The sequence below is a fragment of the Caulobacter sp. GW456-12-1-14-TSB4 genome, from assembly GCF_059424195.1.
In genome coordinates, this window is the sequence record NZ_JBWKZF010000030.1 from 40,833 (window position 1) to 61,911 (window position 21,079).

The 21,079-nt window shown below is 68.7% G+C and carries 21 protein-coding genes and 2 tRNA genes; 16 read left to right on the forward strand and 7 right to left on the reverse strand.

Annotation, left to right across the window (positions count from 1 at the left end; translation table 11 throughout):
* The first annotated feature begins 23 nt into the window (after positions 1–23).
* Positions 24–1,598 carry a 2-isopropylmalate synthase gene (locus AC07YH_RS21925; protein ID WP_494622191.1) on the forward strand — a complete coding sequence of 525 codons (1,575 nt, stop codon included), beginning with the start codon at positions 24–26 and terminating at the stop codon, positions 1,596–1,598.
* An 80-nt stretch (positions 1,599–1,678) separates the two neighbouring features.
* Here AC07YH_RS21925 and AC07YH_RS21930 read toward each other — a convergent pair whose 3' ends face one another.
* Positions 1,679–2,152, reverse strand: coding sequence for a hypothetical protein (locus AC07YH_RS21930; RefSeq protein ID WP_494749047.1), 474 nt, complete (start codon positions 2,150–2,152; stop codon positions 1,679–1,681).
* Between the two features lie 127 nt (positions 2,153–2,279).
* Here AC07YH_RS21930 and AC07YH_RS21935 point away from each other — a divergent pair, with 127 nt between their 5' ends.
* From AC07YH_RS21935 to rodA, 7 genes are all read left to right on the forward strand, one after another.
* A complete protein-coding gene (locus tag AC07YH_RS21935) occupies positions 2,280–2,855 on the forward strand; it encodes an O-methyltransferase (RefSeq protein ID WP_494749048.1) in 576 nt (191 codons plus the stop codon).
* A 3-nt stretch (positions 2,856–2,858) separates the two neighbouring features.
* Entirely contained in the window at positions 2,859–3,737 is an 879-nt protein-coding gene (locus AC07YH_RS21940) for a DMT family transporter (protein ID WP_494749049.1), read from the forward strand.
* A 339-nt stretch (positions 3,738–4,076) separates the two neighbouring features.
* The gene (locus tag AC07YH_RS21945; protein WP_004623009.1) at positions 4,077–5,120 is read left to right on the forward strand and encodes a rod shape-determining protein; all 1,044 of its coding nucleotides are present in this window, start codon (positions 4,077–4,079) and stop codon (positions 5,118–5,120) included.
* 50 nt (positions 5,121–5,170) lie between these two features.
* Positions 5,171–6,274: a rod shape-determining protein MreC gene (mreC, locus tag AC07YH_RS21950; RefSeq protein WP_494749050.1), complete on the forward strand. Its 1,104-nt coding sequence runs from the start codon at positions 5,171–5,173 to the stop codon at positions 6,272–6,274.
* Positions 6,271–6,786 carry a hypothetical protein gene (locus AC07YH_RS21955; RefSeq protein WP_494749051.1) on the forward strand — a complete coding sequence of 172 codons (516 nt, stop codon included), beginning with the start codon at positions 6,271–6,273 and terminating at the stop codon, positions 6,784–6,786. The genes mreC and AC07YH_RS21955 overlap by 4 nt, the downstream gene beginning before the upstream one ends.
* 4 nt (positions 6,787–6,790) lie before the next feature.
* Positions 6,791–8,833, forward strand: a complete 2,043-nt coding sequence (mrdA, locus tag AC07YH_RS21960) for a penicillin-binding protein 2 (protein WP_494749052.1) — start codon at positions 6,791–6,793, stop codon at positions 8,831–8,833.
* The gene (gene rodA / locus AC07YH_RS21965; RefSeq protein ID WP_494749053.1) at positions 8,830–9,987 is read left to right on the forward strand and encodes a rod shape-determining protein RodA; all 1,158 of its coding nucleotides are present in this window, start codon (positions 8,830–8,832) and stop codon (positions 9,985–9,987) included. Before mrdA ends, rodA begins: the two co-directional genes overlap by 4 nt.
* Positions 9,988–10,002: 15 nt before the next feature.
* Here rodA and pip read toward each other — a convergent pair whose 3' ends face one another.
* Entirely contained in the window at positions 10,003–10,992 is a 990-nt protein-coding gene (pip, locus tag AC07YH_RS21970) for a prolyl aminopeptidase (RefSeq protein WP_494749054.1), read from the reverse strand.
* An 89-nt stretch (positions 10,993–11,081) separates the two neighbouring features.
* Here pip and AC07YH_RS21975 point away from each other — a divergent pair, with 89 nt between their 5' ends.
* The gene (locus AC07YH_RS21975) at positions 11,082–11,342 is read left to right on the forward strand and encodes a low temperature requirement protein A (protein WP_494749055.1); all 261 of its coding nucleotides are present in this window, start codon (positions 11,082–11,084) and stop codon (positions 11,340–11,342) included.
* On the opposite strand, the gene AC07YH_RS21980 is transcribed toward AC07YH_RS21975, so the two are convergent.
* Entirely contained in the window at positions 11,343–12,326 is a 984-nt protein-coding gene (locus AC07YH_RS21980; protein WP_494749056.1) for an alpha/beta fold hydrolase, read from the reverse strand.
* A gap of 116 nt (positions 12,327–12,442) precedes the next feature.
* On the opposite strand from AC07YH_RS21980, the gene AC07YH_RS21985 reads away from it, so the two are divergent.
* Entirely contained in the window at positions 12,443–13,654 is a 1,212-nt protein-coding gene (locus AC07YH_RS21985) for a multidrug effflux MFS transporter (protein ID WP_494749057.1), read from the forward strand.
* Here AC07YH_RS21985 and AC07YH_RS21990 read toward each other — a convergent pair.
* The gene (locus AC07YH_RS21990; RefSeq protein ID WP_494749058.1) at positions 13,651–14,034 is read right to left on the reverse strand and encodes a DUF423 domain-containing protein; all 384 of its coding nucleotides are present in this window, start codon (positions 14,032–14,034) and stop codon (positions 13,651–13,653) included. The genes AC07YH_RS21985 and AC07YH_RS21990 overlap by 4 nt on opposite strands.
* A gap of 122 nt (positions 14,035–14,156) precedes the next feature.
* Here AC07YH_RS21990 and AC07YH_RS21995 point away from each other — a divergent pair, with 122 nt between their 5' ends.
* From AC07YH_RS21995 to AC07YH_RS22005, 3 genes are read left to right on the forward strand one after another with little or no spacing between them, the layout of a single operon-like run.
* Entirely contained in the window at positions 14,157–15,260 is a 1,104-nt protein-coding gene (locus AC07YH_RS21995; RefSeq protein WP_494749059.1) for an Rv3169 family protein, read from the forward strand.
* Positions 15,261–15,274: 14 nt separating this feature from the next.
* The gene (locus AC07YH_RS22000; RefSeq protein ID WP_494749064.1) at positions 15,275–16,285 is read left to right on the forward strand and encodes a phosphotransferase family protein; all 1,011 of its coding nucleotides are present in this window, start codon (positions 15,275–15,277) and stop codon (positions 16,283–16,285) included.
* Complete coding sequence (locus tag AC07YH_RS22005; protein ID WP_494749060.1) at positions 16,282–16,707, forward strand: hypothetical protein; 426 nt, start codon at positions 16,282–16,284, stop codon at positions 16,705–16,707. The genes AC07YH_RS22000 and AC07YH_RS22005 overlap by 4 nt, the downstream gene beginning before the upstream one ends.
* Here the strand turns inward: AC07YH_RS22005 and AC07YH_RS22010 are convergent, their stop codons facing one another.
* The 3 genes from AC07YH_RS22010 to rlmB form a co-directional block, all read right to left on the reverse strand.
* Positions 16,708–17,442: a TerC family protein gene (locus tag AC07YH_RS22010; protein ID WP_494749061.1), complete on the reverse strand. Its 735-nt coding sequence runs from the start codon at positions 17,440–17,442 to the stop codon at positions 16,708–16,710.
* Between the two features lie 119 nt (positions 17,443–17,561).
* The gene (gene stpX / locus AC07YH_RS22015) at positions 17,562–19,355 is read right to left on the reverse strand and encodes a stalk-specific protein StpX (RefSeq protein ID WP_494749062.1); all 1,794 of its coding nucleotides are present in this window, start codon (positions 19,353–19,355) and stop codon (positions 17,562–17,564) included.
* A gap of 108 nt (positions 19,356–19,463) precedes the next feature.
* A complete protein-coding gene (gene rlmB / locus AC07YH_RS22020; RefSeq protein ID WP_494749065.1) occupies positions 19,464–20,300 on the reverse strand; it encodes a 23S rRNA (guanosine(2251)-2'-O)-methyltransferase RlmB in 837 nt (278 codons plus the stop codon).
* A 173-nt stretch (positions 20,301–20,473) separates the two neighbouring features.
* Between rlmB and AC07YH_RS22025 the strand changes: the two genes are divergently transcribed.
* The 3 genes from AC07YH_RS22025 to AC07YH_RS22035 all read left to right on the forward strand — a co-directional run.
* A tRNA-Tyr gene (locus tag AC07YH_RS22025) sits at positions 20,474–20,559 on the forward strand.
* Between the two features lie 107 nt (positions 20,560–20,666).
* Positions 20,667–20,740, forward strand: a tRNA-Gly gene (locus AC07YH_RS22030).
* Between the two features lie 52 nt (positions 20,741–20,792).
* Positions 20,793–21,079 (forward strand): GTP-binding protein (locus AC07YH_RS22035; protein ID WP_494747997.1); only part of this gene is annotated, 287 nt, incomplete at its 3' end.

Consider the following 21,079-nt stretch of genomic DNA (forward strand, 5'->3'; position numbering starts at 1 on the left):
ACCCCCATTCGACGAGTATCTCCATGACTTCCGCAACGCCCGCCGCTTTTGAAAAGCGCGACAACGTCGTCATTTTCGACACCACCATGCGCGACGGCGAGCAATCGCCCGGCGCGTCGATGTCGCTGGAAGAGAAGCTGGAACTGGCCAAGATCCTCGAGGAGATGGGGGTCGACATCATCGAGGCCGGCTTCCCGATCGCCTCGAACGGCGACTTCGAGGCCGTCCGCGAAGTGGCCAAGATCGTCAAGAACTCGACCATCGCCGGCCTGTGCCGCGCCCACCAGGTCGATATCGACCGCTGCGCCGAGGCCCTGAAGCCGACGCAGCGCGGCCGCATCCACGTGGTCATCGCCACGTCCGACCTGCACATGAAGCACAAGCTGCAGATGGAGCCGGACGCCGTCATCGACATCATCGCCCGCTCGGTGACCCACGCCCGCAACCTGCGCGACGACGTCGAGTGGTCGGCCGAAGACGCCACCCGCAGCGACCGCGAGTTCCTGCGCCGCGCCACCGAGACCGCCATCAAGGCCGGGGCCACGACGATCAACCTGCCCGACACGGTGGGCTACACCTACCCGTCCGAATACGCCGACCTGTTCAACTGGATGGTCAACAACGTCGAGGGCGCCGACAAGGTGGTCTTCTCGACCCACTGCCACAACGACCTGGGCCTGGCCGTCGCCAACAGCCTGGCCGGGGTGCAGGGCGGGGCGCGCCAGATCGAGTGCGCCGTGAACGGCCTGGGCGAGCGCGCCGGCAACGCCGCGCTGGAAGAGATCGTCATGGCCCTGAAGGTGCGCGGCGACCGTCTGCCCTACCAGACCGGCATCGACACCACCCACATCACCCGCGCCAGCCGCTACGTCTCGGCCATCACCGGCTTCCCGGTGCAGTACAACAAGGCCATCGTCGGCAAGAACGCCTTCGCGCACGAGAGCGGCATCCACCAGGACGGCATGCTCAAGAACCGCGAGACCTACGAGATCATGACGCCGGAGTCGGTGGGCCAGGCCCCGTCCAGCCTGGTCATGGGCAAGCACTCGGGCAGCCACGCCTTCCGCGCCAAGCTGAAGGACCTGGGCTACGAGCTGGGCGAGAACGCGCTGAAGGAAGCCTTCGGTCGCTTCAAGGACCTGGCCGACCGCAAGAAGCACGTCTACGACGACGACATCATCGCCCTGGTCGACGACGCCCTGGCGCGCGGCTCGGAGAAGATCCGCGTCTCGCACCTGCGCGTCGTGGCCGGCACCGACGGCCAGTCGGCCGAGCTGACCCTGGACGTCGACGGCGTCTCGAGCACGGCCGAAGCCACGGGCGATGGTCCGGTCGACGCGGTGTTCAACGCCATCCACAAGATCGTGCCGCACAGCGCCGCCCTGCGCCTGTTCCAGGTGCACGCGGTGACCGAGGGCACCGATGCCCAGGCCCAGGTCTCGGTGCGTCTGGAAGAGGACGGCCGCATCGCCACCGGCGCGGCCGCCGACACCGACACGCTCACGGCCTCGGCCAAGGCGTACGTCAACGCCCTGAACAACCTCTTCGCCCGCAAGGAGAAGAGCCGGCCCGAGGCGGCGATCGCCAGCGGCTTCTAGGCCAAACGGAAAAACCCGGCCGTTCGTGATCGGCCGGGTTCCCCACAAGCTCCCTATTCGGAAGCGCGTCGCGTGGTCGCTTAAGCCGCGCGACGGTTGCTGAACGGCCGCGTGGCCAGGATCTCGGCGCCCAGATGCGCCTGGGGCTGCACGTCCATGCCCAGCTCCCGAAGGCTGTCGGCCAAGGCGCGGCGGGGCAGTTCGTCCAGCAGGGCGCTGGCGTCGACCACCAGCGTGCCGCCCGGGCGCAGCATGGTGTAGGTCGCCGCCACGATCGCGCGGGTGTCCTGCAGCGTCTGGCAGTCCATGACCAGCAGCACGTCGCTGCGCTCGTCGGCCGCGCCGCAGGTGGCTCGGCGGGCGGCCTCGACGCGCTGATAGCCGCGACGCCACAGCTGGCACATGGCTTCGCCCGCGCCGGGACCGGCGACGGCCACGAAGCACAGCGGCGTGGCCTCGGCGAGGTCCAGCATGCGGTCCAGGGCGGGATTGATCCCTTCGGTCGGGACACCCAGCAGGAACCGGGCGGCTTGACGCAACGGGTGGGGCGACATGGTCGGTGAAACCTTCTTCTGACTGGTCCGCGAAACGGGCCGACCCGGTGTTTGTGCGTCTAACGCCCGCAAGGGCTCCATTCGGAAACAGGCCCTTTCGCATAAGGGCCGCGTAAGGAACGACGTGATGCTCGGCGACCATTCCAGCGCCGCCCCGGCCGCCTGGGGCGAGATCCAGGCGCGCACGGCCGCGCTCGGCTTCGACATGCCTTCCGAGGCGGACACCGGTGCGCTCCTGCGCCTCCTGGCGGCGTCCAAGCCCGGCGGACGGCTGCTGGAGCTCGGCACAGGCACGGGACTGGCCACCGCCTGGCTGCTGGCGGGCCTGGACGCCCGCGCCAGCCTGGTCAGCGTCGATGTCGACCCGGTGGTCCAGGACGTCGCCCGCGCGCTCTTGAGGGACGACCGCCTGCGCTTCGTGCTGGCTGATGGGCTGGACTACGTGATGGCTCAGCCTCCCGGCGGCTTCGACCTGATCTTCGCCGACGCCTGGCCGGGCAAATACGAGGCGCTGGACCAGACCCTGGCGCTGCTGAAGCGGGGAGGGCTCTACGTGATCGATGACATGCTGCCCCAGCCCAACTGGCCGGAAGGCCACCAGGCGCGGGTTGACGATCTGGTCGCGCGGCTGGAAAGCCATCCGGACCTGATCTTGACGCGCCTGGCCTGGGCGTCCGGCCTGATCGTCGCGGCGAGGCGCTGAGCCATGATCTGGATCCCCATCACCATCGTCGCCACGGTCTTCCAGGTCGCCCGCAACGCCGCCCAGCGCTCGGTCATGGGCGGAGCTGGGCCCTGGGGCGCGACCCTGGTCCGCTTCCTGTTCGGCCTGCCGTTCGCCGCCCTGTTCGCCGGGATCGTGGTTCTGGCGACGCCGGGGCTGGACTTCCATCCGCGCGCCCGGTTCTGGATCGCCTGCGTCGCGGGCGCGATGTTCCAGATCGGCGCGACGGCCGCCATGCTGACGGCGATGCACCGCTCGTCCTTCGCCCTGGGCACGGCCTTGCAGCAGAGCGGCCTGCCGTTCGCGCTGATCTTCGGGGCCCTAGTGTTCAAGGACCACGTCGGCCCGATCGCCTGGGCCGGCGGCCTGGTGGCGACGGCGGGCCTGGCGGCGCTGTCGTGGCCGAGGGGCGAGGTCGTGATCCGCAAGGGCGCGGTGCTGGCGGGCCTGACGTCGGGCGCCTTCTTCGCACTGTGCGCCAACTGCTTTCGTCAGGCCGCCCTGGCCCTGGACGCGGGCCATCCGCCGGCGGCCGCCTTCACCACCGTCCTGGTCGTGCAGGCCATCCAGACGGTGGTGCTGGGCTCCTGGCTGGCCTGGCGCAATCCCGACGCCCTGAAGGCGGTGGTGGCGGCCTGGCGGCAGTCGCTGGGGGCCGGATTCTGCGGCGCGGCGGCCTCGGGCCTGTGGTTCACGGCCATGAGCCTGTCGCCCGTGGGGCCGGTGAGGGCGGTCGGCGTGGTCGAGATGCCCGTCGCCGCCCTGGCCGGGCGTCGTCTGTTCAAGGAGCGTCTGACCCTGTTCCAGATGGCCGCCGGCGGCATAACGGCGGTCGGGGTCGTCATGGCCGCGCTCGGCTAGATTTCGCCATGTTCGGGTGCTTGGCGACCTTGGCCGCAAAAGCCTTCGAAAACCCCGCTAATAGGCCTTGAATTCAAAGCTTTCGCAGGGCAAACGGGCGGGCGTCGGCGTGCTTTTGGCTGTTCGGACGACGGCGCGGCCAGGGGGCGGCGCTCCCGTCGAGCGCCAAGGTGTGTTGACCGGATCGAATCCGCCAAATGCGGGAATCATGTTGTCCTCGCATTGAATTGAAGTAGGAGCCTTTTTCTCTCCGCCGACCCCGTCTTCTGAACGGATCAGGCTCCTCTTCCTCGATCTGAAGTCCGTTACGCCCCTCATACCCCTCAGTCAGGGCTTTCAATGTTCTCTTCCCTCTTCGGCGTGATCTCGAACGACATCGCCATCGACCTCGGTACGGCCAACACCCTCATCTACATGAAGGGCAAGGGGATCGTCCTGAATGAGCCGTCGGTGGTCGCCCTGCGTAATGTCGGCGGTCGCAAGATCGTCCACGCCGTGGGCATCGAGGCCAAGCAGATGCTGGGGCGCACCCCGGGCCACATGGAAGCCATCCGCCCGATGCGCGACGGCGTCATCGCCGACTTCGAAGTCGCCGAGGAGATGATCAAGTACTTCATCCGCAAGGTTCACAACCGCAAGGGCTTCGTGAACCCCAAGGTGATCGTGTGCGTGCCGTCGGGCGCCACCGCCGTGGAACGCCGCGCCATCAACGACAGCTGCCTGAACGCCTCGGCCCGTCGCGTCGGCCTGATCGACGAGCCGATGGCCGCCGCGATCGGCGCCGGCCTGCCGATCCACGAGCCGACCGGCTCGATGGTCGTCGACATCGGCGGCGGCACCACCGAGGTGGCCGTGCTGTCGCTGTCGGGCATCGTCTATTCGCGCTCGGTCCGCGTCGGCGGCGACAAGATGGACGAGGCGATCATCAGCTACATGCGTCGCCACCATAACCTGCTGATCGGCGAGACGACCGCCGAGCGCATCAAGAAGGAAATCGGCACCGCCCGCGCGCCGGCCGACGGCGAAGGCCTGTCGATCGACGTCAAGGGCCGCGACCTGATGCAGGGCGTGCCGCGCGAAGTCCGCATCAGCGAAAAGCAGGCCGCCGACGCCCTGGCCGAACCGGTCGGGCAGATCGTGGAAGCCGTGAAGGTGGCCCTGGAAGCGACCCCGCCGGAACTGGCCAGCGACATCGCCGACAAGGGCATCATGCTGACCGGCGGCGGCGCGCTGCTGCGCGGCCTGGACGCCGAGATCCGCGACCACACCGGCCTGCCGGTGACGGTGGCCGACGATCCGCTGTCGTGCGTGGCCCTGGGCTGCGGCAAGGTTCTCGAGCATCCGAAGTGGATGAAGGGCGTCCTGGAATCGACCCTGGCCTAAGCCAGGCTTTCCTCTAGTGGCGCCTCGGGGGGCGCCGGGAGATAGAGTTCGTGCCCTTTCGCGAAGGTCCCCTCGGCGACCTGAAAGTGCCGCTTACCTGGACGGCGGCGGTGGCCCTGATCGTGGCGGCCGTCATCGCCGTCGCCTTCCTGCTGGCCGATCGTCGCGAGACCCTCCAGGAGCAGGCCTATGGCGTCACCCGCCAGTCGCTGGACGTCGTGTCCCGGCCGGTCAGCGGCGCCATCGCCGCGCCGGGCCGCTGGACGGGCCTGGGTTTCGACTATGTCCGCAGCTACTTCTTCACGGCCTCGGAAAACCGTCGCCTGAAGACCGAGCTGGCCGAGATGCGCCAGTGGCGCGACCGCGCCCTCGATCTCCAGGACCAGAACGAGCGCTTCAAGAGCCTCTTGGGCCTGCGCACCGATCCGCCGATCCCGATGGCCTCGGCCCGCGTCGTGGCCGACAGCCGTGGTCCCTTCGCCAACACCCGCCTGGCCGACGCCGGCTCGGAGCGGGGCATCGAGGTCGGCAACCCGGTCCTGAACGAGCGGGGCCTGGTCGGCCGCGTGGTCGGCGTCGCCGGCGGTGTCAGCCGCGTGCTGCTGCTGACCGACATCGCCTCGCGCACGCCGGTGATGATCGACCGCACCAACGCCCGCGCCATCCTGACCGGCGACGGCGGCCCCAACCCGAAGCTGGAATATCTGCGCGGCGTCGATCCGATCCAGCAGGGCGACCGGGTCGTGACCTCGGGTGACGGCGGCGTCGTGCCGCGCGGCCTGCCGGTGGGCGCGGCCGTCAAGGGCCTGGACGGCCGCTGGCGCGTGGTGCTGTTCGCCGACCAGTCGTCGATCGACTACATCCGCATCCTGCTGTTCAAGGACTTCGCCCAGCTGGCCGACGAGAAGCAGCTGGAAGCCAAGGTCATGCCGCCGGTGACGACGGAGGACCCGCAGACCTCGATCCTGTCGGCCCCCGCCGCGGCGCCCGCGCCGAAGCCGGCGACCACGACCACGACCCCGCCGGCCGCCCCGACGGCGACGCCGCCCGCCGCGACCCAAGCCAAGCCCGCCGCGCCCAAGCCGGCGGCGCCGAAACCCGCAACGCCCAAGCCCGCTACCGCGACGCCTGCGCCCACGGGAGCGCCGCGATGAGCATGAGCGGCGGTCGCGCCCTCAATCCAGTCCGCTGGCTGGGCGTGCCGATGCTGCTGTGCATGCTGGCCACGGTGCTGTTCGCCGCGCCGATCCGCATCTGGGGCCTGCAATTGCCCGAGCCGGTGTTCGCCATGGTCCCGGCCTTCGCCTGGGCGATGATCCGCCCCTCGATCCTGGCCCCGTTCGGCCTGCTGGTGCTGGGCCTGTTCCTGGACATCTTCTGGGGCGGGCCGACCGGTCTGTGGGGCCTGTCGCTGCTGGTCGCCTACGCCATGGTGCTGATCCTGCGCAACGCCATGACCGGCCAGAGCCGGCCGATGATGTGGGCCTGGTTCGCGGGCGTCAGCGGCATCACCATGATCGCCGGCTTCCTGTTCACCATGCTCGACAGCCTGGCCATGCCCAGCCTGCTGGCGGTATTCTGGCAGTTCCTGGTCACCGCGCTGCTGTTCCCGTTCGCCCACCGCCTGGTCGATCGCTTCGAGGACGCGGACGTTCGGTTCCGGTGAGGCCATGAGCGAACCGTCCATCTTCTTCTTCGAGGTCAACGAGCGTCAGGGGGTCTTCCACCGGCGCGCGTTCCTGCTGGGCGGCATCACCGGCGCCGGCTTGCTGGCCCTGGGCGGTCGCCTGGCCCAGCTGCAGCTGGTCGAGGCCCAGCGCTACCAGAAGCTTTCGGCCGGCAACCAGTTCAACTACCGCCTGGTGCCGCCGCCGCGCGGCCTGATCCGCGACCGCAACGGCGTGTCGCTGGCGTCCAACCGCCCGAACTTCCGGCTGATCATCAACAAGGACAAGGACCTGGACGCCGAGGCCGTCATGGACGACCTCAGCAAGCTGGTGCCGATCGACGGCTCGCGCCGGGCCCGCGTGCTCAAGGAGCTGGATCGCGCCCCGCGCAAGGCCCCGGTCGTGGTGATGGAGGATCTCTCCTGGGAGGAGTTCAGCCGCGTCAACATCCGCGCCCCGGAACTGCCCAGCGTCACCGCCGACATGGGGGAGGTCCGGGTCTATCCGTTCGGCGGCGCCTTCGCCCACGTGATCGGCTATGTCGCCAAGGTCAGCGACCGTGATCTGACCGCCGCCAAGGACGACACGACCCAGGATCAGGAGCTGCTGCACCATCCGGGCTTCCGGATCGGCAAGCAGGGCGTCGAGAAGGCCTTCGACAAGGACCTGCGCGGCCGCGCCGGCGCCACCAAGACCGAGGTCGACGCGCAGGGCCGCGTCGTGCGCCTGGATCCGGCCGGCGACGTGCCGCCGACCCCGGGCAAGGAAATCCTGCTGACCCTGGACGCCGACATCCAGAACCGCGCCCTCGAGGTGATGGGTGAGGAGAGCGGCGCCATCGTGGTGATGGACATCCGCAACGGCGATCTGCTGGCCATGGTCTCGGCCCCCAGCTTCGACGCCAATCGCTTCGTCAAAGGCCTGTCGGGCGCGGAGTACAAGGCGCTGGCCGAGTACGAGCGCAAGCCGATGCTGGACAAGTCGCTGACGGGCGTCTTCCCGCCGGGCTCGACCTTCAAGCCGACCGTGGGTCTGGCGGCGCTGACCGCCGGCATCAATCCCGAGGTCCGTGTCAGCTGCGGGGGCAGCTGGTACTATGGCGGCCGCACCTGGCGCTGCTGGGAGCCGCGCGGCCACGGCTCGCAGAACCTGCACGACGCGATCAAGAACTCCTGCGACATCTATTTCTACCAGACGTCGCTGAAGATCGGCCCCGACGCCATCGCCAACGCGGCGCGGGCCATGGGCTTTGGCCAGATCTACGACATCGGCATTCCCGGCCAGAAGAAGGGCAACGTCCCCGACCCGGCCTGGAAGAAGCGGGCGTTCAAGAAGAATCCGGCCAACCAGATCTGGTTTCCCGGCGAGACGCCCAGCTACGGGATCGGGCAGGGGGCCCTGACCGTCAACGCCCTGCAACTGGCGGTGATGACCTCGCGCCTGGCCAACGGCCAGAAGGCCCTGGTGCCGCGCCTGATCAAGTCGGTCGGCGGGGTGGAACAGCCCAGCGGCGCGGCCGTGCCCGACCTGCCATTCTCGCAGGAGCACCTGAACTATGTCCGCGGCGGCATGGCGGCCGTGGCCAACGACGTGCGCGGCACGGCCTACAAGCAGAGCCAGCTGGGCCTGGGCGACGTACAGATGGCCGGCAAGACCGGCACCGCCCAGGTGCGCAGCTATGACGGGGTCAAGAACCGCAAGGGCTACGCCACGACTTGGCGGCTGAAGGACCACAACCTGTTCGTGGCCTTCGCGCCCTATGACGCGCCGCGTTACGCGGTTGCGGTCATCATCGAGCACGGCGGCATGGGCGGCGCCACGGCCGGCGCCCCGCGCGCCCGCGAGGTCATGCGCGTGGCGCTGCTGAAGGATCCCGAGATCCGCGCCCGCATCGAAAATCCCACGCCTCTGCCCGAGGCCGCCCCGGACGACGTCATGGAAGGCGTCGCGCCGGAGGATCCCGTCGAGGGCGCCGCGCCACCGGAACCGGCCGTCGATCCCGCGCCGACTACGCCGACCACTACGCCTCAGGGAGGCCACATATGACCTTGAGCGGCGGCCTGACCCGGCCGGGCGAACGCGACCGCCCGATCATCAAGTTCATGGAGGTGGACTGGACCTTTTGCCTGGTGCTGGCGATGATCGCCGGCATCGGCGGCCTGATGCTGTTCTCGATCGCCGGGGCCTCGTGGGAGCCCTGGGCCGACAAGCACCTGCTGCGCTTTGGCGTCTACTTCATCATCATGATCGCCCTGGCCATGTGCGACCTGCGCTGGTGGTTCGCGGCGGCCTATCCGATCTACATCCTGGGCCTGGTGCTGCTCGTCGCGGTCGACCTGGTCGGCGACATCTCGCTGGGCGCCCAGCGCTGGCTGCAGCTGGGGCCGGTGCGCTTCCAGCCGTCCGAGGTGATGAAGATCGGCCTCGTACTGGCCTTGGCCCGCTACTATCACGGCCTGTCGTCGGACAGCGCGCGCCTCTCCTGGCGCCTGCTGATCCCGGCGGCGATGATCGGCGTGCCGTTCCTGCTGGTCGCCAAGCAGCCCGATCTCGGCACCGCCATCCTGATCGCCGCCACCGGCGGAGCGATCATGATGCTGGCGGGCCTGTCCTGGCGGATCATGGCGGCCATCGGCGCCCTGGCGGCCGTGGCCATTCCGCCCTTCATCATGTTCGGATTGCACGACTACCAGCGCAACCGCATCCTGACCTTCCTGAACCCCGAGCAGGACCCGTCCGGCGACGGCTACCATATCCTGCAGTCCAAGATCGCCCTGGGCTCGGGCGGCCTGCTGGGCAAGGGCTTCGGCCTCGGCTCGCAGAGCCAGCTGAACTTCCTGCCCGAGAAGCAGACCGACTTCATCTTCGCCACCCTGGCCGAGGAGTTCGGCTTCGTCGGGTGTTTTGGCGTGCTGTTCCTCTATGGCGCGGTGATCTTCATGGCCCTGCGCATCGCCTCGATCAGCCACAGCCACTTCGGACGCCTGGCGGCGGCCGGCGTGACGGCGACCTTCTCGCTGTACGTGCTGATCAACGGCGCCATGGTCATGGGCCTGGCGCCGGTCGTGGGCGTGCCGATGCCGATGCTGTCGTACGGCGGCACCGTCATGCTGACGGTCATGGTCGGCTTCGGCCTCGTCCAGGCCGTGCGCGTGCACCGCTACACCGAAGTGACCAGCGGCAAGGGCTCGTTGATGTAGGGTGCGTGCGCTGGCCTAGCTGACCAGCGCCGCCTCGGTCGCCCGCACCAGGCCGTCGATCACGCCCGGCTCGGTCGAGGCATGCCCCGCGTCCCAGACGATATCGAAGCGCGCTTCCGGCCAGGCCTTGTGCAGCTTCCAGGCGCTGTCCAGCGGGGTAACCACGTCGAAGCGGCCCTGGACGATCCAGCCGGGGATGTGGCGGATACGGTCGATGTTCGCCAGAATCCAGCCGTCGTGGTCGAAGAAGCCCTTGTTGGTGAAGAAGTGGCACTCGATCCGCGCGAAGGCGATCGCGAAGTCCTCTTCGTTGAACTTCGGGGGGCGAGCGTCCGGGCCGCGCAGCGAGATGGTGTCGCCCTCCCACTGGCTCCAGGCGGCGGCGGCTTCCAGCTGCACGCGGCGGTCCGGAGCGACCAGGCGGCGGTGATAGGCGGCCATCAGGTCGCCGCGCTCGTCCTCGGGGATCGGGGCCAGGAAGCGCTCCCAGGCGTCGGGGAACAGCATCGAGGCGCCTTCCTGGTAGAACCAGCCCAGCTCGCGATCGGTCAGCAGGAAGATGCCGCGCAGCACGAGGCCATCCACCCGGTCGGGATGCTTGATGGCGTAGGCCAGGGCCAGGGTCGAACCCCAGGAGCCGCCGAACACGGTCCACTTCTCGACGCCCAAATGCTCGCGCAGGCGCTCGATGTCCTCGATCAGGCTCCAGGTGGTGTTGTCGTCCAGGCTGGCGTTCGGACGCGAGCGGCCGCAGCCGCGCTGGTCGAACAGGGTCATGCGCCATTTGGCCGGATCGAAGAACCGTCGCATGGTCGGATTGACCGCGCCGCCCGGGCCGCCGTGCAGGATCACGCACGGCTTGCCCCGCGGATTGCCGCATTCCTCGTAGTAGATTTCGTGCGGACCGCCGGTGGGCATCCAGCCGAACGAGAAGGGCTCGACCTCGCGGAAGAGGCTGCGACGGCCAACGGAACTCATGGCGGCGGCGGAAGCGTTACGGTCCATGTCGCTGACCCTAACGTGTTTTTCCGCCGGCTGTGAACGGAGGAAAGGCGCGGTTTTCGCCTTTCATTCGGTTCTGTATGTTGCCCGCCATGACTCAGCCCGCGCCCGAAGACTATTCCGACGACGAACTGCTCGGCATGCTCAATCCGGTGCAGCTGGCCGAACTCGACCGGCAGATCGGCGAGATGTTCGGCGCCGAGGGCGTCGACAAGGCCGCGGCGTTGCTGGCCATGGCCAATGTCTACAGCCTGCGCGCCGCCGAGCGCGACGAGGTCTCGGCCCTGGCCATGCTGCAGCTGGCCGCCGCCATGCGTCGGCGGGCCGATCAGATGCTGGCGTCGAAGAACTAGCTAGAGCGGAAACTTCCGCTCCACCCAGTCCAGGATCGCCGCATTCACCTCCGCCGGCTTCTCCTGCTGGGTCCAGTGGCCGCTGCCTTCGATCAGCACCTTCTCGAGGTCGGAAATCTGGTCGCCCATGCGGTCGGCCATGGCCGGCGGCAACACCACGTCCAGCTCGGCCATGATCATCAGGCAGGGAATGCCGTCGATCCGCATCGGCAGGCCCGCCGCCTTCTCCCAGTTGCGGGTGAAGTTGCGGTACCAGTTGATGCCGCCGGTGAAGCCGGTGCGCTGGAAGGCCTCGACGAAGAAGGCCAGCTCCTCCGGCTCCAGGAACTGGTTGTCGTCGGTGGCCGGATCGTAGTGGAGCAGGGCGTCCTGCAGAGCCAGGCTGCGGCGCTCGGCCGGGCGGCCCAGGAACTCGTCCTGCGATCCCTTGGGCTTGCGCATGAAGAAGCGGATCGTGCGCTCGGGATCGGCGCCCAGCCGTGCGTCGGCCTCGCCCGGCTTCTGGAAGTGGACGATGTACATGTCCTCGCCATAGGCGTTGCGGAACATCTCGATCGGGTCCAGCGGCAGGCGCGGGGTGAAGGGGGTGTTGAGGCCGATGATCCCGGCCACGCGGTTCGGATGCAGCAGCGGCATCTGCCAGACGACGATGCCGCCCCAGTCGTGGCCGACGAAGACCGCCTTCTCGATCCCCAGGTGATCCAGCAGGCCGACGAGATCACCGGTCAGGTGCTCCATGTCATAGGCCTCGACCGCCTCGGGACCGGGGGTCAGGCCATAGCCGCGCTGGTCGGGGGCGATCACCCAGCGGCCGGCGGCGGCCAGGGCGGCGATCTGGTGACGCCACGAGAAGGCCAGTTCGGGGAAGCCGTGGCAGAAGACGATGGGCACGCCCTGGCGCGGGCCGGCCTCATAATAGGCCATGCGGATGCCGTTGACGTCGGCGTACTGGGGGTCGGGCAGGCCTGGATTGTTGACCGTCATGACCGCGCGTCTCCCCGTGTTTCTAGGTGATTGCCGATCACCGTGGAGCCCGTTTTGAGCCCTAGCAAGCGTCATTTGTGGTTTCCGTAGGGTCCAAAGGGCGTAGAAGGCGCGCCATGACCGATACAGCTTCGCCGCCCGCCGCCGTTCCGTGGCGTCTCGTCCTGCTTCTCGGCGCCCTGACGGCCTTCGCGCCGATGTCCATCGACATGTACCTGTCCAGCCTGCCGTCGATCGGACGCAGCCTGCACGCGGGCCCCGAGCAGACCCAGACGACCCTGGCGGCCTTCTTCGCCGGCATGGCCATCGGCCAGGTGATCTACGGCCCGGCCTCGGACCGGTTTGGCCGCCGCCTGCCGCTGCTCGTCGGGGTGGCGGTGTTCGTCGCCGCCTCGGTGGTCTGCGCCCTGGCCCCCAACATCGAGACCCTGATCGCCGCCCGCTTCGTCCAGGCCCTGGGCGGCTGCGCTGGTCCGGTGATCGCCCGCGCCGTGGTCCGCGACCGCTTCAGCCACGCCGACACCGCCCGCGTGCTGTCGCTGATGACCCTGATCATGGGCCTGGCCCCGGTGCTGGCCCCGCAGCTGGGCGGCGTCGTGCAGTATTTCGGCGGCTGGCGCGGCGTGTTCTGGACGCTGGTCGGCTTCGGCGCCCTGATCGGCCTGTGGGTCATCGTCAGCCTGTCGGAATCCCGCTCGGCCGAGACCGAGGCCCAGGCCCGGTCCGAGAACCCGCTGCGCGCCTACGGGGCGCTGTTTCGCATGCGTCGGCTGATGGGCTATGCGATCGCCGGGGCGCTGAACGGGGCGGTGCTGTTCACCTACATCTCGGGCGCGCCGGACCTGGTGATGGGCACCTACGGCCACACGCCGCTGGTCTTCAACCTGGTGTTCGCCTTCAACGCCGTCGGCATCATCGGGGCCAGCCAGGTCAACCGCCTGCTGCTGCGCCGGATGCTGCCTGACCAGGTGCTGAGCAAGGCCAGCGTCGCCTCGATCGTCGCGGCCTTCCTGCTGACCATCGCGGCCTTCACCGGCTGGGGCGGCCAGTGGACCGTGCTGCCGCTGCTGTTCGCCTCGCTGTCGCTGTATGGTCTGATGGGCGGCAACACCATGGCCGGGGCGCTGAGCGTCGATCCGCGCCGGGCCGGCTCGATCTCGGCCCTGATGGGCTCGGCCTCGTTCGGAGCCGGCGCGCTGGCCTCGTGGGCCGGCGGCCTGCTGCACGACGGCACGGCCAAGCCGGTCGCCGCCGTGATGTTCGCCTGCCTGGTCGGCTCGGCCCTGGCGATCTTCTTCCTGGCCCTGCCGGGCGCGAAGAAGGCCTAGGCCTTAGCGTTTGGCATCGAGAAGCCGCGCCAGGCCATCAGCGCCCAGGCGGCCATGAACGACAGCCCGCCGATCGGGGTGATCGCGCCCAGGACCCTCGGCGCGCCCAGCGCCATGGCGTAGAGCGAGCCCGAGAACACCAGCGTCCCGACGAAGAACAGGGCCGTGACCAGTCCCATGCCCTTGGCGCCGGCGCGGTGCAGGGCGAACGCTCCGAACACCGCCAGGGCGTGGAACATCTGGTACTGGGCGCCGGTCTTCAGCCACTCGACGGCCTTCCAGCTCTCGATGCCGTGGGCGGCGAACGCGCCGAAGGCCACGGACAGCAGGCCGCTCAGCGCCGCCAGGGCCGTCCAGGTCCTGGGAGTCCATCCCTCCATCGGCTTTACGCTCCGTCACCGTTGCAATCGTCGAGCGCGACCTTAACGGTGTTCATCTGGACGTAAAGCGAAGCCGGCTCCCTACGCAGTCAGAGCGTCGCGCGTCCAGTAGGGAGGACGGCATGGCGCTCACATGGGGCGACGATTACCCGATCCATCAGACGCCCGAGCCCGTGGCCTATGCCGGGACGGATCGGAACTTCTACGACCGCTACTTCTTCAACGGTTACGCAGCCGAGGGCGACGGGACCGACCTGTTCTTCGCCGCCGCGTTCGGGGTCTATCCGCATCTCAATATCGCCGACGCGGCCTTCTGCGTGATGAAGGACGGCAAGCAGGTCAACCTGCACGCCAGCCGCTGGCTGAAGATGGAGCGGATGGACCTGACGGTCGGGCCGATCGCCATCGATGTCGTCCAACCCCTGCAACGCCTGAAGCTGACCGTTGCGCCGACACAGGGCATCTCCGCCGAGATCGTCTTCGAGGGCCGGTCCTTCCCGATCGAGGAGCCGCGCTTCGTGCGGCGCAACGGACCGCGCACGCTGCTGGACTATACCCGCCTGACCCAGAACGGCCGCTATTCGGGCTGGATCGAGGTCGACGGCGTGCGGACGTCCGTGGGCGGCTTCGTCGGCACTCGCGACCGCTCCTGGGGCGTGCGTCCCGTCGGCGCGCGCGACGCCCAGGAGCTGGCCCCGCCGGCCTTGCCGCAATTCTTCTGGCTGTGGGCGCCGTGCAATTTCGCGGACGGGAGCCTCTTCTTCCATACCAATGACGACGAGCTGGGCCGGGCCTGGAACCGTCGCGCGCTGTGGCTGGAGGACGGCGGCCGCGAGGACCACTTCGGCGGCTTTGCCCAATCGTCCTGCGCCATCGACTGGAAGAGCGGCACGCGCCACGCCGCCGCCGCGACCCTGAACCTGGGCGCCGACGGCTCAATGACCATTGCGCCGAAGACCGAGTTCTTCATGCTGGGCCTGGGCTACAACCACCCCGTCTGGGGCCATGGCCTGAACCACGGCGAACTGAAGGTCGAGCGCGAGGACTTCGCTGCCGCCGACCTGGACCGCAAGATGCCGCACCTGCTGCACGTGCAGGCGCTGAGCGACGTGACCTATGTCGACGGCGCGGGGCGGACGCGAAAGGGCAGGGGCGTCTTCGAGCAGCTGGCCATCGGTCCGCACGCGACCTCGGGCTTTGCCTCGATCCTGGACATGGCGCCTTGAGCGGCCCCCTTTCGATGAGCTTGGCCGAACGCCTGGAGGCGTATCTGACCCGCACCTGGGGCCAGCCGGTCACGGTCGCCGACCTCTCGCGCATCCCCGGCGGGGCCAGCCGCGAGACCTATCGGTTCGTGGCCAATGCGGGAGGGGAGGCCAGGCCCCTGATCCTGCGCCGCGATCCGCCGGGCAGCCTCATCGAGACCGACCGCAGCCTGGAATACCTGGCGCTGGAGAGCTTCTGCGATCGCGTCCCGGCGCCGCGCCCGGTGGCCATGGACGCCGAGGGCGCGGAGCTGGAGCGGCCGTTCTTCATCATGGAGCGGGTCGAGGGCGGTGCGGTGGCCTCGCCGTTCACGGTCATGCCCTACGGCGCGCACGCCCGGACGATCGGCGAGGCGTTCTTCGACATCCTGGGAAAGATCGCGGCGGCGGACCCCGCCGACCTGCCGCTGGCCAAGGTCGCCGAGACGCCGGCTCCGGAAGACTGCTGGCGGATCGCCGTCGATCATTGGGCCGCCGTCATCGAGGCCGACGAGCTTCACCCGCAACCGATCGTCCGCGCCGCTATTCGCGCTCTGCGCCGCAAGCCGCCGCAGCCGCCCCGCGCGGTGCGGGTGGTGCATGGCGACTATCGCGGCGGCAACTTCCTGCATGGGCCGGACGGAGCGATCCTGGCGGTGCTGGACTGGGAGATGGTGCATCTGGGCGATCCGCTGGAGGACCTGGCCTGGGCCATCGATCCGCTGTGGAATCCGTTCGACGCGACGACCGTCGCTGCCATGATCCCGCGCGACGAGGCCCTGGCCATCTGGTCCAACGCCAGCGGGCTTTCCGTCGATAAAGACGCCCTGACCTGGTGGTCGCTGTTCGCGGCCGTGAAGGGCCAGGCGATCTGGACCTCGGCGGCCAAGGAATATCGCGACGGCGGCTTCAAGGAGCCGATCCTGGCGGTGTCGGGCTGGTACACCGCCCGGCGACACGACGAGATCCTGGCCGCCGCGCTGATGCGCCTGGAGGGCGTGCAATGACCCCGAGCCTGCCCGACATCCTGGTCGGCAACTTCATGTGCATGGCCGATCCCGGACCGCCCGAGCAGCAGGGCGAGTTCATGGCCGGCAAGGTCGGGCTGGTGGCGCTGCTGTCGCTACTGGCGGCCCAGGAGGCCGAGCGTGGCGTCGCGGCGCGGGTCGAGGAGAACGCCCTGATCCGCGAGGCTCTGGTCGAGGCGGCGGCAGACTACGGACTGGATCTTGCGGCTCTTCCGTTTACGGACGAGGTGACGATCTCGGCGCTCGACCGGGTCAATGCGGCGCTGCGCACGGCGCTGATCGGTCTGCACGAGACGGTGGAGGCGCGGGACGACGCGGCGCGGCACCACGCGATGTTGCGGCTCTACCCCAAGATGGCCGACCTGCGACGGCTCGATCTGCCGCCGCTGCCTGCTCGATAGCTATTTGTGCTTGTTGTGCTGGGCCAACTCGTCCGGCTTGATGTCCAGCGGGGCCGGGGCGGCGGCGTTGTAGGCGGCCGTCTGGTTCAGGTCCATGACGACGCTGCGGTGGCCTTCCCAGATCATGTGGACGGCGACATAGAGCACGATCGCCAGACCGACGAAGCCGATCCAGCGGTGCTTGTGCAGCAGGTTGGCGATGGCGCTGGCGGCCAGGCCCATCAGGGCGATCGACAGCAGCAGGCCGAAGATCAGGATGCCCGGATGCTCGCGGGCCGCGCCGGCCACGGCCAGCACATTGTCCAGCGACATCGAGACGTCGGCGATCAGCACCTGGATGAAGGCCTGCTTGAACGACTTGGCTGGGCGCGCGGCCGGCTCGGTCCCGGCGTCGCCGTCGATCGCGGCCATGGCGTCGGCGTGAGCGGCCTGCTCGCGCATCTCGCGCCACATCTTCCAGCAGACCCACAGCAGCAGGAAGCCGCCGGCCAGCAGCAGGCCGATGACGCCCAGCAGCCAGGTGGTGATCAGGGCGAAGCTGATGCGCAGCACGACCGCCGCGCCCAGGCCATACAGGATGACCTTCTTGCGGTCCTTGGGCGGCAGGCCGCCGGCCGCCAGACCCACGGCCACGGCGTTGTCGCCGGCCAGGACCAGGTCGATCATCAGCACTTGCAGCAGGGCGGTCAGAGGGCCTTGCAGGCCGCCCAGATGGGCCGTCAGCGTTTCGAACATGTATACTCAATGCGGTGCGGCGCGCGGTGATGCAAGGCGCAAAAAGAGCCGGCCGACTGCAAATACGACAACGCCCCGGATCGTCGATCCGGGGCGTCGCTTTTCGTCAGGGCCGCGCCTTAGTGGGCGGGCTCGGGTTCCCGATGGGGCGCCGGAGCCGCGTCATGGGCGTGGTCGGCGACGGCGGGGGTGTCGTGACCATGCGCGTCGTGACCGGCCTCGACCGCGTGGCCGTGGTCCTCATGACCGGCGGCGGGCGCTTCATGAGCAGCCGCTTGGGTTTCATGGCCATGATCGACCGGGCTCGAGGTGTTGACCATGAACGGGTTGACGTAGGACACATGCTCGGCCGGCGCGTGGGGCTCGGGATGAGCCTGGGCGTGCAGGTCGTGGCCGTGGTCGTCATGCGCTTGCGCGGTAGGGGCTTGGTCTGGGTGGGTCTCCTGCAGACCATGATCATCCTGGCCGTGGCCTTGATCGGCGTGGCTCTGATCATTGTGACCATGACCATGGTCGTCATGGCGCGAGAACATCGTGGCGAGGCCTGCGCCCGCCACCGCGCCGCCGGCCGCGGCCGCGAACGGGTTGACGTGCGAGACATGCGACGAAGCCGGAGCCGGTTGCTCGAACTCCATGTCGTTGCGGCCGTAGTCGGTCAGGGTGCGGTACTTGCGCTGACGCTCGGCGCGACGGCGCGAGGCCGCGGCGCTGCGCGAGACGCCGACCAGGATGATCAGGGCCAGCAGCACCAGGGCGACGCCCAGGACGGTCTTGATCGGCATGGCGCCCAGACCTGGCAGCGAGATGTTGCCGTTCAGGCCGCCCAGGTCGAGCTTGCTCTTGGCTTGTTCCGGCAGGGCGGCGACGCGCTTGCTGATCTCGCCCAGCGAGAAGCCTTGCGGTTGCTTGGCGCCGTTCATCTCGAGGCCGAACTGCGACTTCAGCTGGCCCTTGGCCTCCGGACCCGGCGTGACCTGCCACGCGAAGGTGGTCGGCTCGCCCGGCTTGACCACGGCGGTCTGGCGACCGTTCGGGGTGACTTCATAGCCTTCGCCCGAGAGCTCGGCATAGGCGCTGGTCTTCTTGGCGGCCTTGGTGAGGCCAAGCTTGGCGGCTTCCTGGCTGATCAGGTCGCCCAGCGTGGCCGGCAGCGACAGGGTAACCTGGCCGGGCTGGTTCTTCGACAGGCTCTCGCCGGCGGCCAGGACGGCGCCGTTGGTGGCGGCCGGCGCGACGACGGCCTGCAGCTTCTCGAGCTTGGTCGTGGGCTTGCTGGCGGCTTGGGCGGGCGCGGCCGGAACGACCGGCGTAGCGGCCACGACGGGCGGCTTGGTCAGCGGCGTCGCCGGCACGGCCGGCTTGACGGCCTGGATCGGCGCCGGGGCCGGAGCCACCGTCTTCGGCGTCACCGGCGTGGCGACGATGATCGGCTTGGGAGCCGGCTTCGGCGTGGCGTGGGCGGTCGGGTGCGGCGCGGCCGGGATCGTCGCATAGACGCGATGCGGACGCGGCTGCGGGCGCTGCCAGGAAGGATTGGACTCGTGACGGCTGGAGCCCTTCGGATTGGCGATCGGGCGCATGGCCGTGACCAGGGTGCCGTCCGGGCGACGCCAGGTCTTCAGATGCGAATTGCGCGCGGGCGGCGGGGGCAGGGGACGCGACTCCACATAACCCGGATGGGCTTGCGAGGACGTGTCGCCGACGGCGGCCGGACCGCCCAGCAGGCCGTCCTGCGCCTGATCGGCGCTGGGCGGCGGCGGCGCGCCCATCAGCTCCGGCGTGCTGGCGTCGGCCTGATAGTCGCTGCGCGGCGGCGGCGCGTCGGCATGGTCGCCGGCGCTGCAGCCAGCGAGCGCGAGCGCGCCGATCGCCGTAGCAGCCAAAGCGGCTAGCCGTTCCTTACGTCCAAACATCGGGTCCCCCGATCCCATGTCGAATTCCTTCCGCGAGCAGGCGCTCGCGGACCACTGTTCGCGAGAAGAGCACGAGCTTGCGACGAAATCAAAACGGTTAAGAAGGATTCACGAACCGGTTTCTTCCTTCGCGCGAACTTTAGAGGCTTCGTAGAGCGCGATCGCGGCGGCGGCGGACACATTCAAGCTTTCGAAGCCGCCTGGCATGGGGATTTTTCCCAAAGCATCACAATGCTCTGCGACCAGGCGGCGGACACCTTCACCTTCAGAACCCAGAACAAGCACGGTCGGCTGGTCGTCGAGCACCTTTTCCAGGCTTTCCTCGGCCTCGCCGGCCAGGGCCACGGCGCGCCAGCCCATGTCGGCCAGTTCCTCCAGCGCCCGGGAAAGATTGACCACGCGCGCGTGCGCGACCTTGTCGACCGCGCCGACGGCGGTCTTGGCCAGCACGCCGGAGAGAACGGGGGCGTGACGGTCCTGCAGGATCACGCCCTTGGCCCCGAAGGCGGCGGCCGAACGGAAGATGGCGCCGATGTTCTGCGGGTCGGTGATCTGGTCCAGCATGACCAGCAGACCCTTGGCCGGCGTCCCCATCTCGGCGATCGACAGCGACTCGGCCTCGTCGATCTTCAGGGCCAGGCCCTGGTGCACGGCGCCCTGCGGCAGCTGCTTGGCGATCTCCTGGCCTTCCATCACCTGCAGGCAGGCCAGCTTCTGGAGATCGGGACCGAGTCGCTTGGCGCGATCCGGGGTCGCCAGAAGGCGCTTCGGCGCGGGCCGCAGGGGGTTGGAAAGCGCCGCCTCGACGGCGTGAGTCCCCCAAATCCAGTCTTTGGCGTCGCCTTGACCGCGAGAAAAGCTGTTTTCTTTCCGGGGCTTGGAACGAAAATCACGTCCTGGTGCAGAAGGACGTTTCCGGTCGTTGCGTTCGGAATGAGAGGACACTATAAGACGCGCTCCGATTTGGGGCCCCAAGGGCTTCTCGGGCCGCCGGCGCTGCTCTTAGCATCGTCCGTCACCGGTCCAAGAAGCTTTTGTTCCAGTTCGAAGTTCAATGGCTTGCTGTTGTGCGTCGGACCGGGTAAAGGCCGCCGGCTTCGGAACTCCGTCGCGTGCTTGGGGGAATGTCCCGAGTGGCAAAGGGGGGGGACTGTAAATCCCCTGGCGTACGCCTTCGCAGGTTCGAGTCCTGCTTCCCCCACCATGCACGCGACGAGTTCCGAGGGCAGGGCGTCCTGAAGCCAGGATGGATCCCAGAGCCGAAAGACCGGGAGCCGATCGCGACCCCGCTAGCCCCGTTCGGGTGACTAGGCGGGTATAGCACAATGGTAGTGCAGCAGCCTTCCAAGCTGAGGATGCGGGTTCGATTCCCGCTACCCGCTCCAGCTCCCCATATGAGTTACCCCAACAACACCCGCCGGCGCGAAGGTAGAGACGATGGCCAAGGAAAAGTTCGAACGTAATAAGCCGCACTGCAACATCGGCACCATCGGTCACGTTGACCATGGCAAGACGACGCTGACGGCCGCGATCACGATCACGCTGGCGAAGTCGGGCGGCGCGACCGCCAAGAACTACGCCGACATCGACGCCGCGCCGGAAGAAAAGGCCCGCGGCATCACGATCAACACCGCGCACGTCGAGTATGAGACGGCCAACCGTCACTACGCGCACGTCGACTGCCCCGGCCACGCCGACTACGTGAAGAACATGATCACGGGCGC

Coding starts and splice junctions, on each gene's coding strand:
- pip (WP_494749054.1), bottom strand. CDS start 10,992: ATGGACCGTAACGCTTCCGCCGCCGCCATGAGTTCCGTTGGCCGTCGC.
- AC07YH_RS21995 (WP_494749059.1), top strand. CDS start 14,157: ATGGCGCTCACATGGGGCGACGATTACCCGATCCATCAGACGCCCGAG.
- AC07YH_RS21930 (WP_494749047.1), bottom strand. CDS start 2,152: ATGTCGCCCCACCCGTTGCGTCAAGCCGCCCGGTTCCTGCTGGGTGTC.
- rodA (WP_494749053.1), top strand. CDS start 8,830: ATGACCTTGAGCGGCGGCCTGACCCGGCCGGGCGAACGCGACCGCCCG.
- AC07YH_RS21935 (WP_494749048.1), top strand. CDS start 2,280: ATGCTCGGCGACCATTCCAGCGCCGCCCCGGCCGCCTGGGGCGAGATC.
- AC07YH_RS21945 (WP_004623009.1), top strand. CDS start 4,077: ATGTTCTCTTCCCTCTTCGGCGTGATCTCGAACGACATCGCCATCGAC.
- AC07YH_RS22005 (WP_494749060.1), top strand. CDS start 16,282: ATGACCCCGAGCCTGCCCGACATCCTGGTCGGCAACTTCATGTGCATG.
- AC07YH_RS21980 (WP_494749056.1), bottom strand. CDS start 12,326: ATGACGGTCAACAATCCAGGCCTGCCCGACCCCCAGTACGCCGACGTC.
- AC07YH_RS21990 (WP_494749058.1), bottom strand. CDS start 14,034: ATGGAGGGATGGACTCCCAGGACCTGGACGGCCCTGGCGGCGCTGAGC.
- AC07YH_RS21940 (WP_494749049.1), top strand. CDS start 2,859: ATGATCTGGATCCCCATCACCATCGTCGCCACGGTCTTCCAGGTCGCC.
- AC07YH_RS22000 (WP_494749064.1), top strand. CDS start 15,275: ATGAGCTTGGCCGAACGCCTGGAGGCGTATCTGACCCGCACCTGGGGC.
- AC07YH_RS21925 (WP_494622191.1), top strand. CDS start 24: ATGACTTCCGCAACGCCCGCCGCTTTTGAAAAGCGCGACAACGTCGTC.
- AC07YH_RS21985 (WP_494749057.1), top strand. CDS start 12,443: ATGACCGATACAGCTTCGCCGCCCGCCGCCGTTCCGTGGCGTCTCGTC.
- AC07YH_RS22010 (WP_494749061.1), bottom strand. CDS start 17,442: ATGTTCGAAACGCTGACGGCCCATCTGGGCGGCCTGCAAGGCCCTCTG.
- AC07YH_RS21955 (WP_494749051.1), top strand. CDS start 6,271: ATGAGCATGAGCGGCGGTCGCGCCCTCAATCCAGTCCGCTGGCTGGGC.
- AC07YH_RS21975 (WP_494749055.1), top strand. CDS start 11,082: ATGACTCAGCCCGCGCCCGAAGACTATTCCGACGACGAACTGCTCGGC.
- mrdA (WP_494749052.1), top strand. CDS start 6,791: ATGAGCGAACCGTCCATCTTCTTCTTCGAGGTCAACGAGCGTCAGGGG.
- stpX (WP_494749062.1), bottom strand. CDS start 19,355: ATGTTTGGACGTAAGGAACGGCTAGCCGCTTTGGCTGCTACGGCGATC.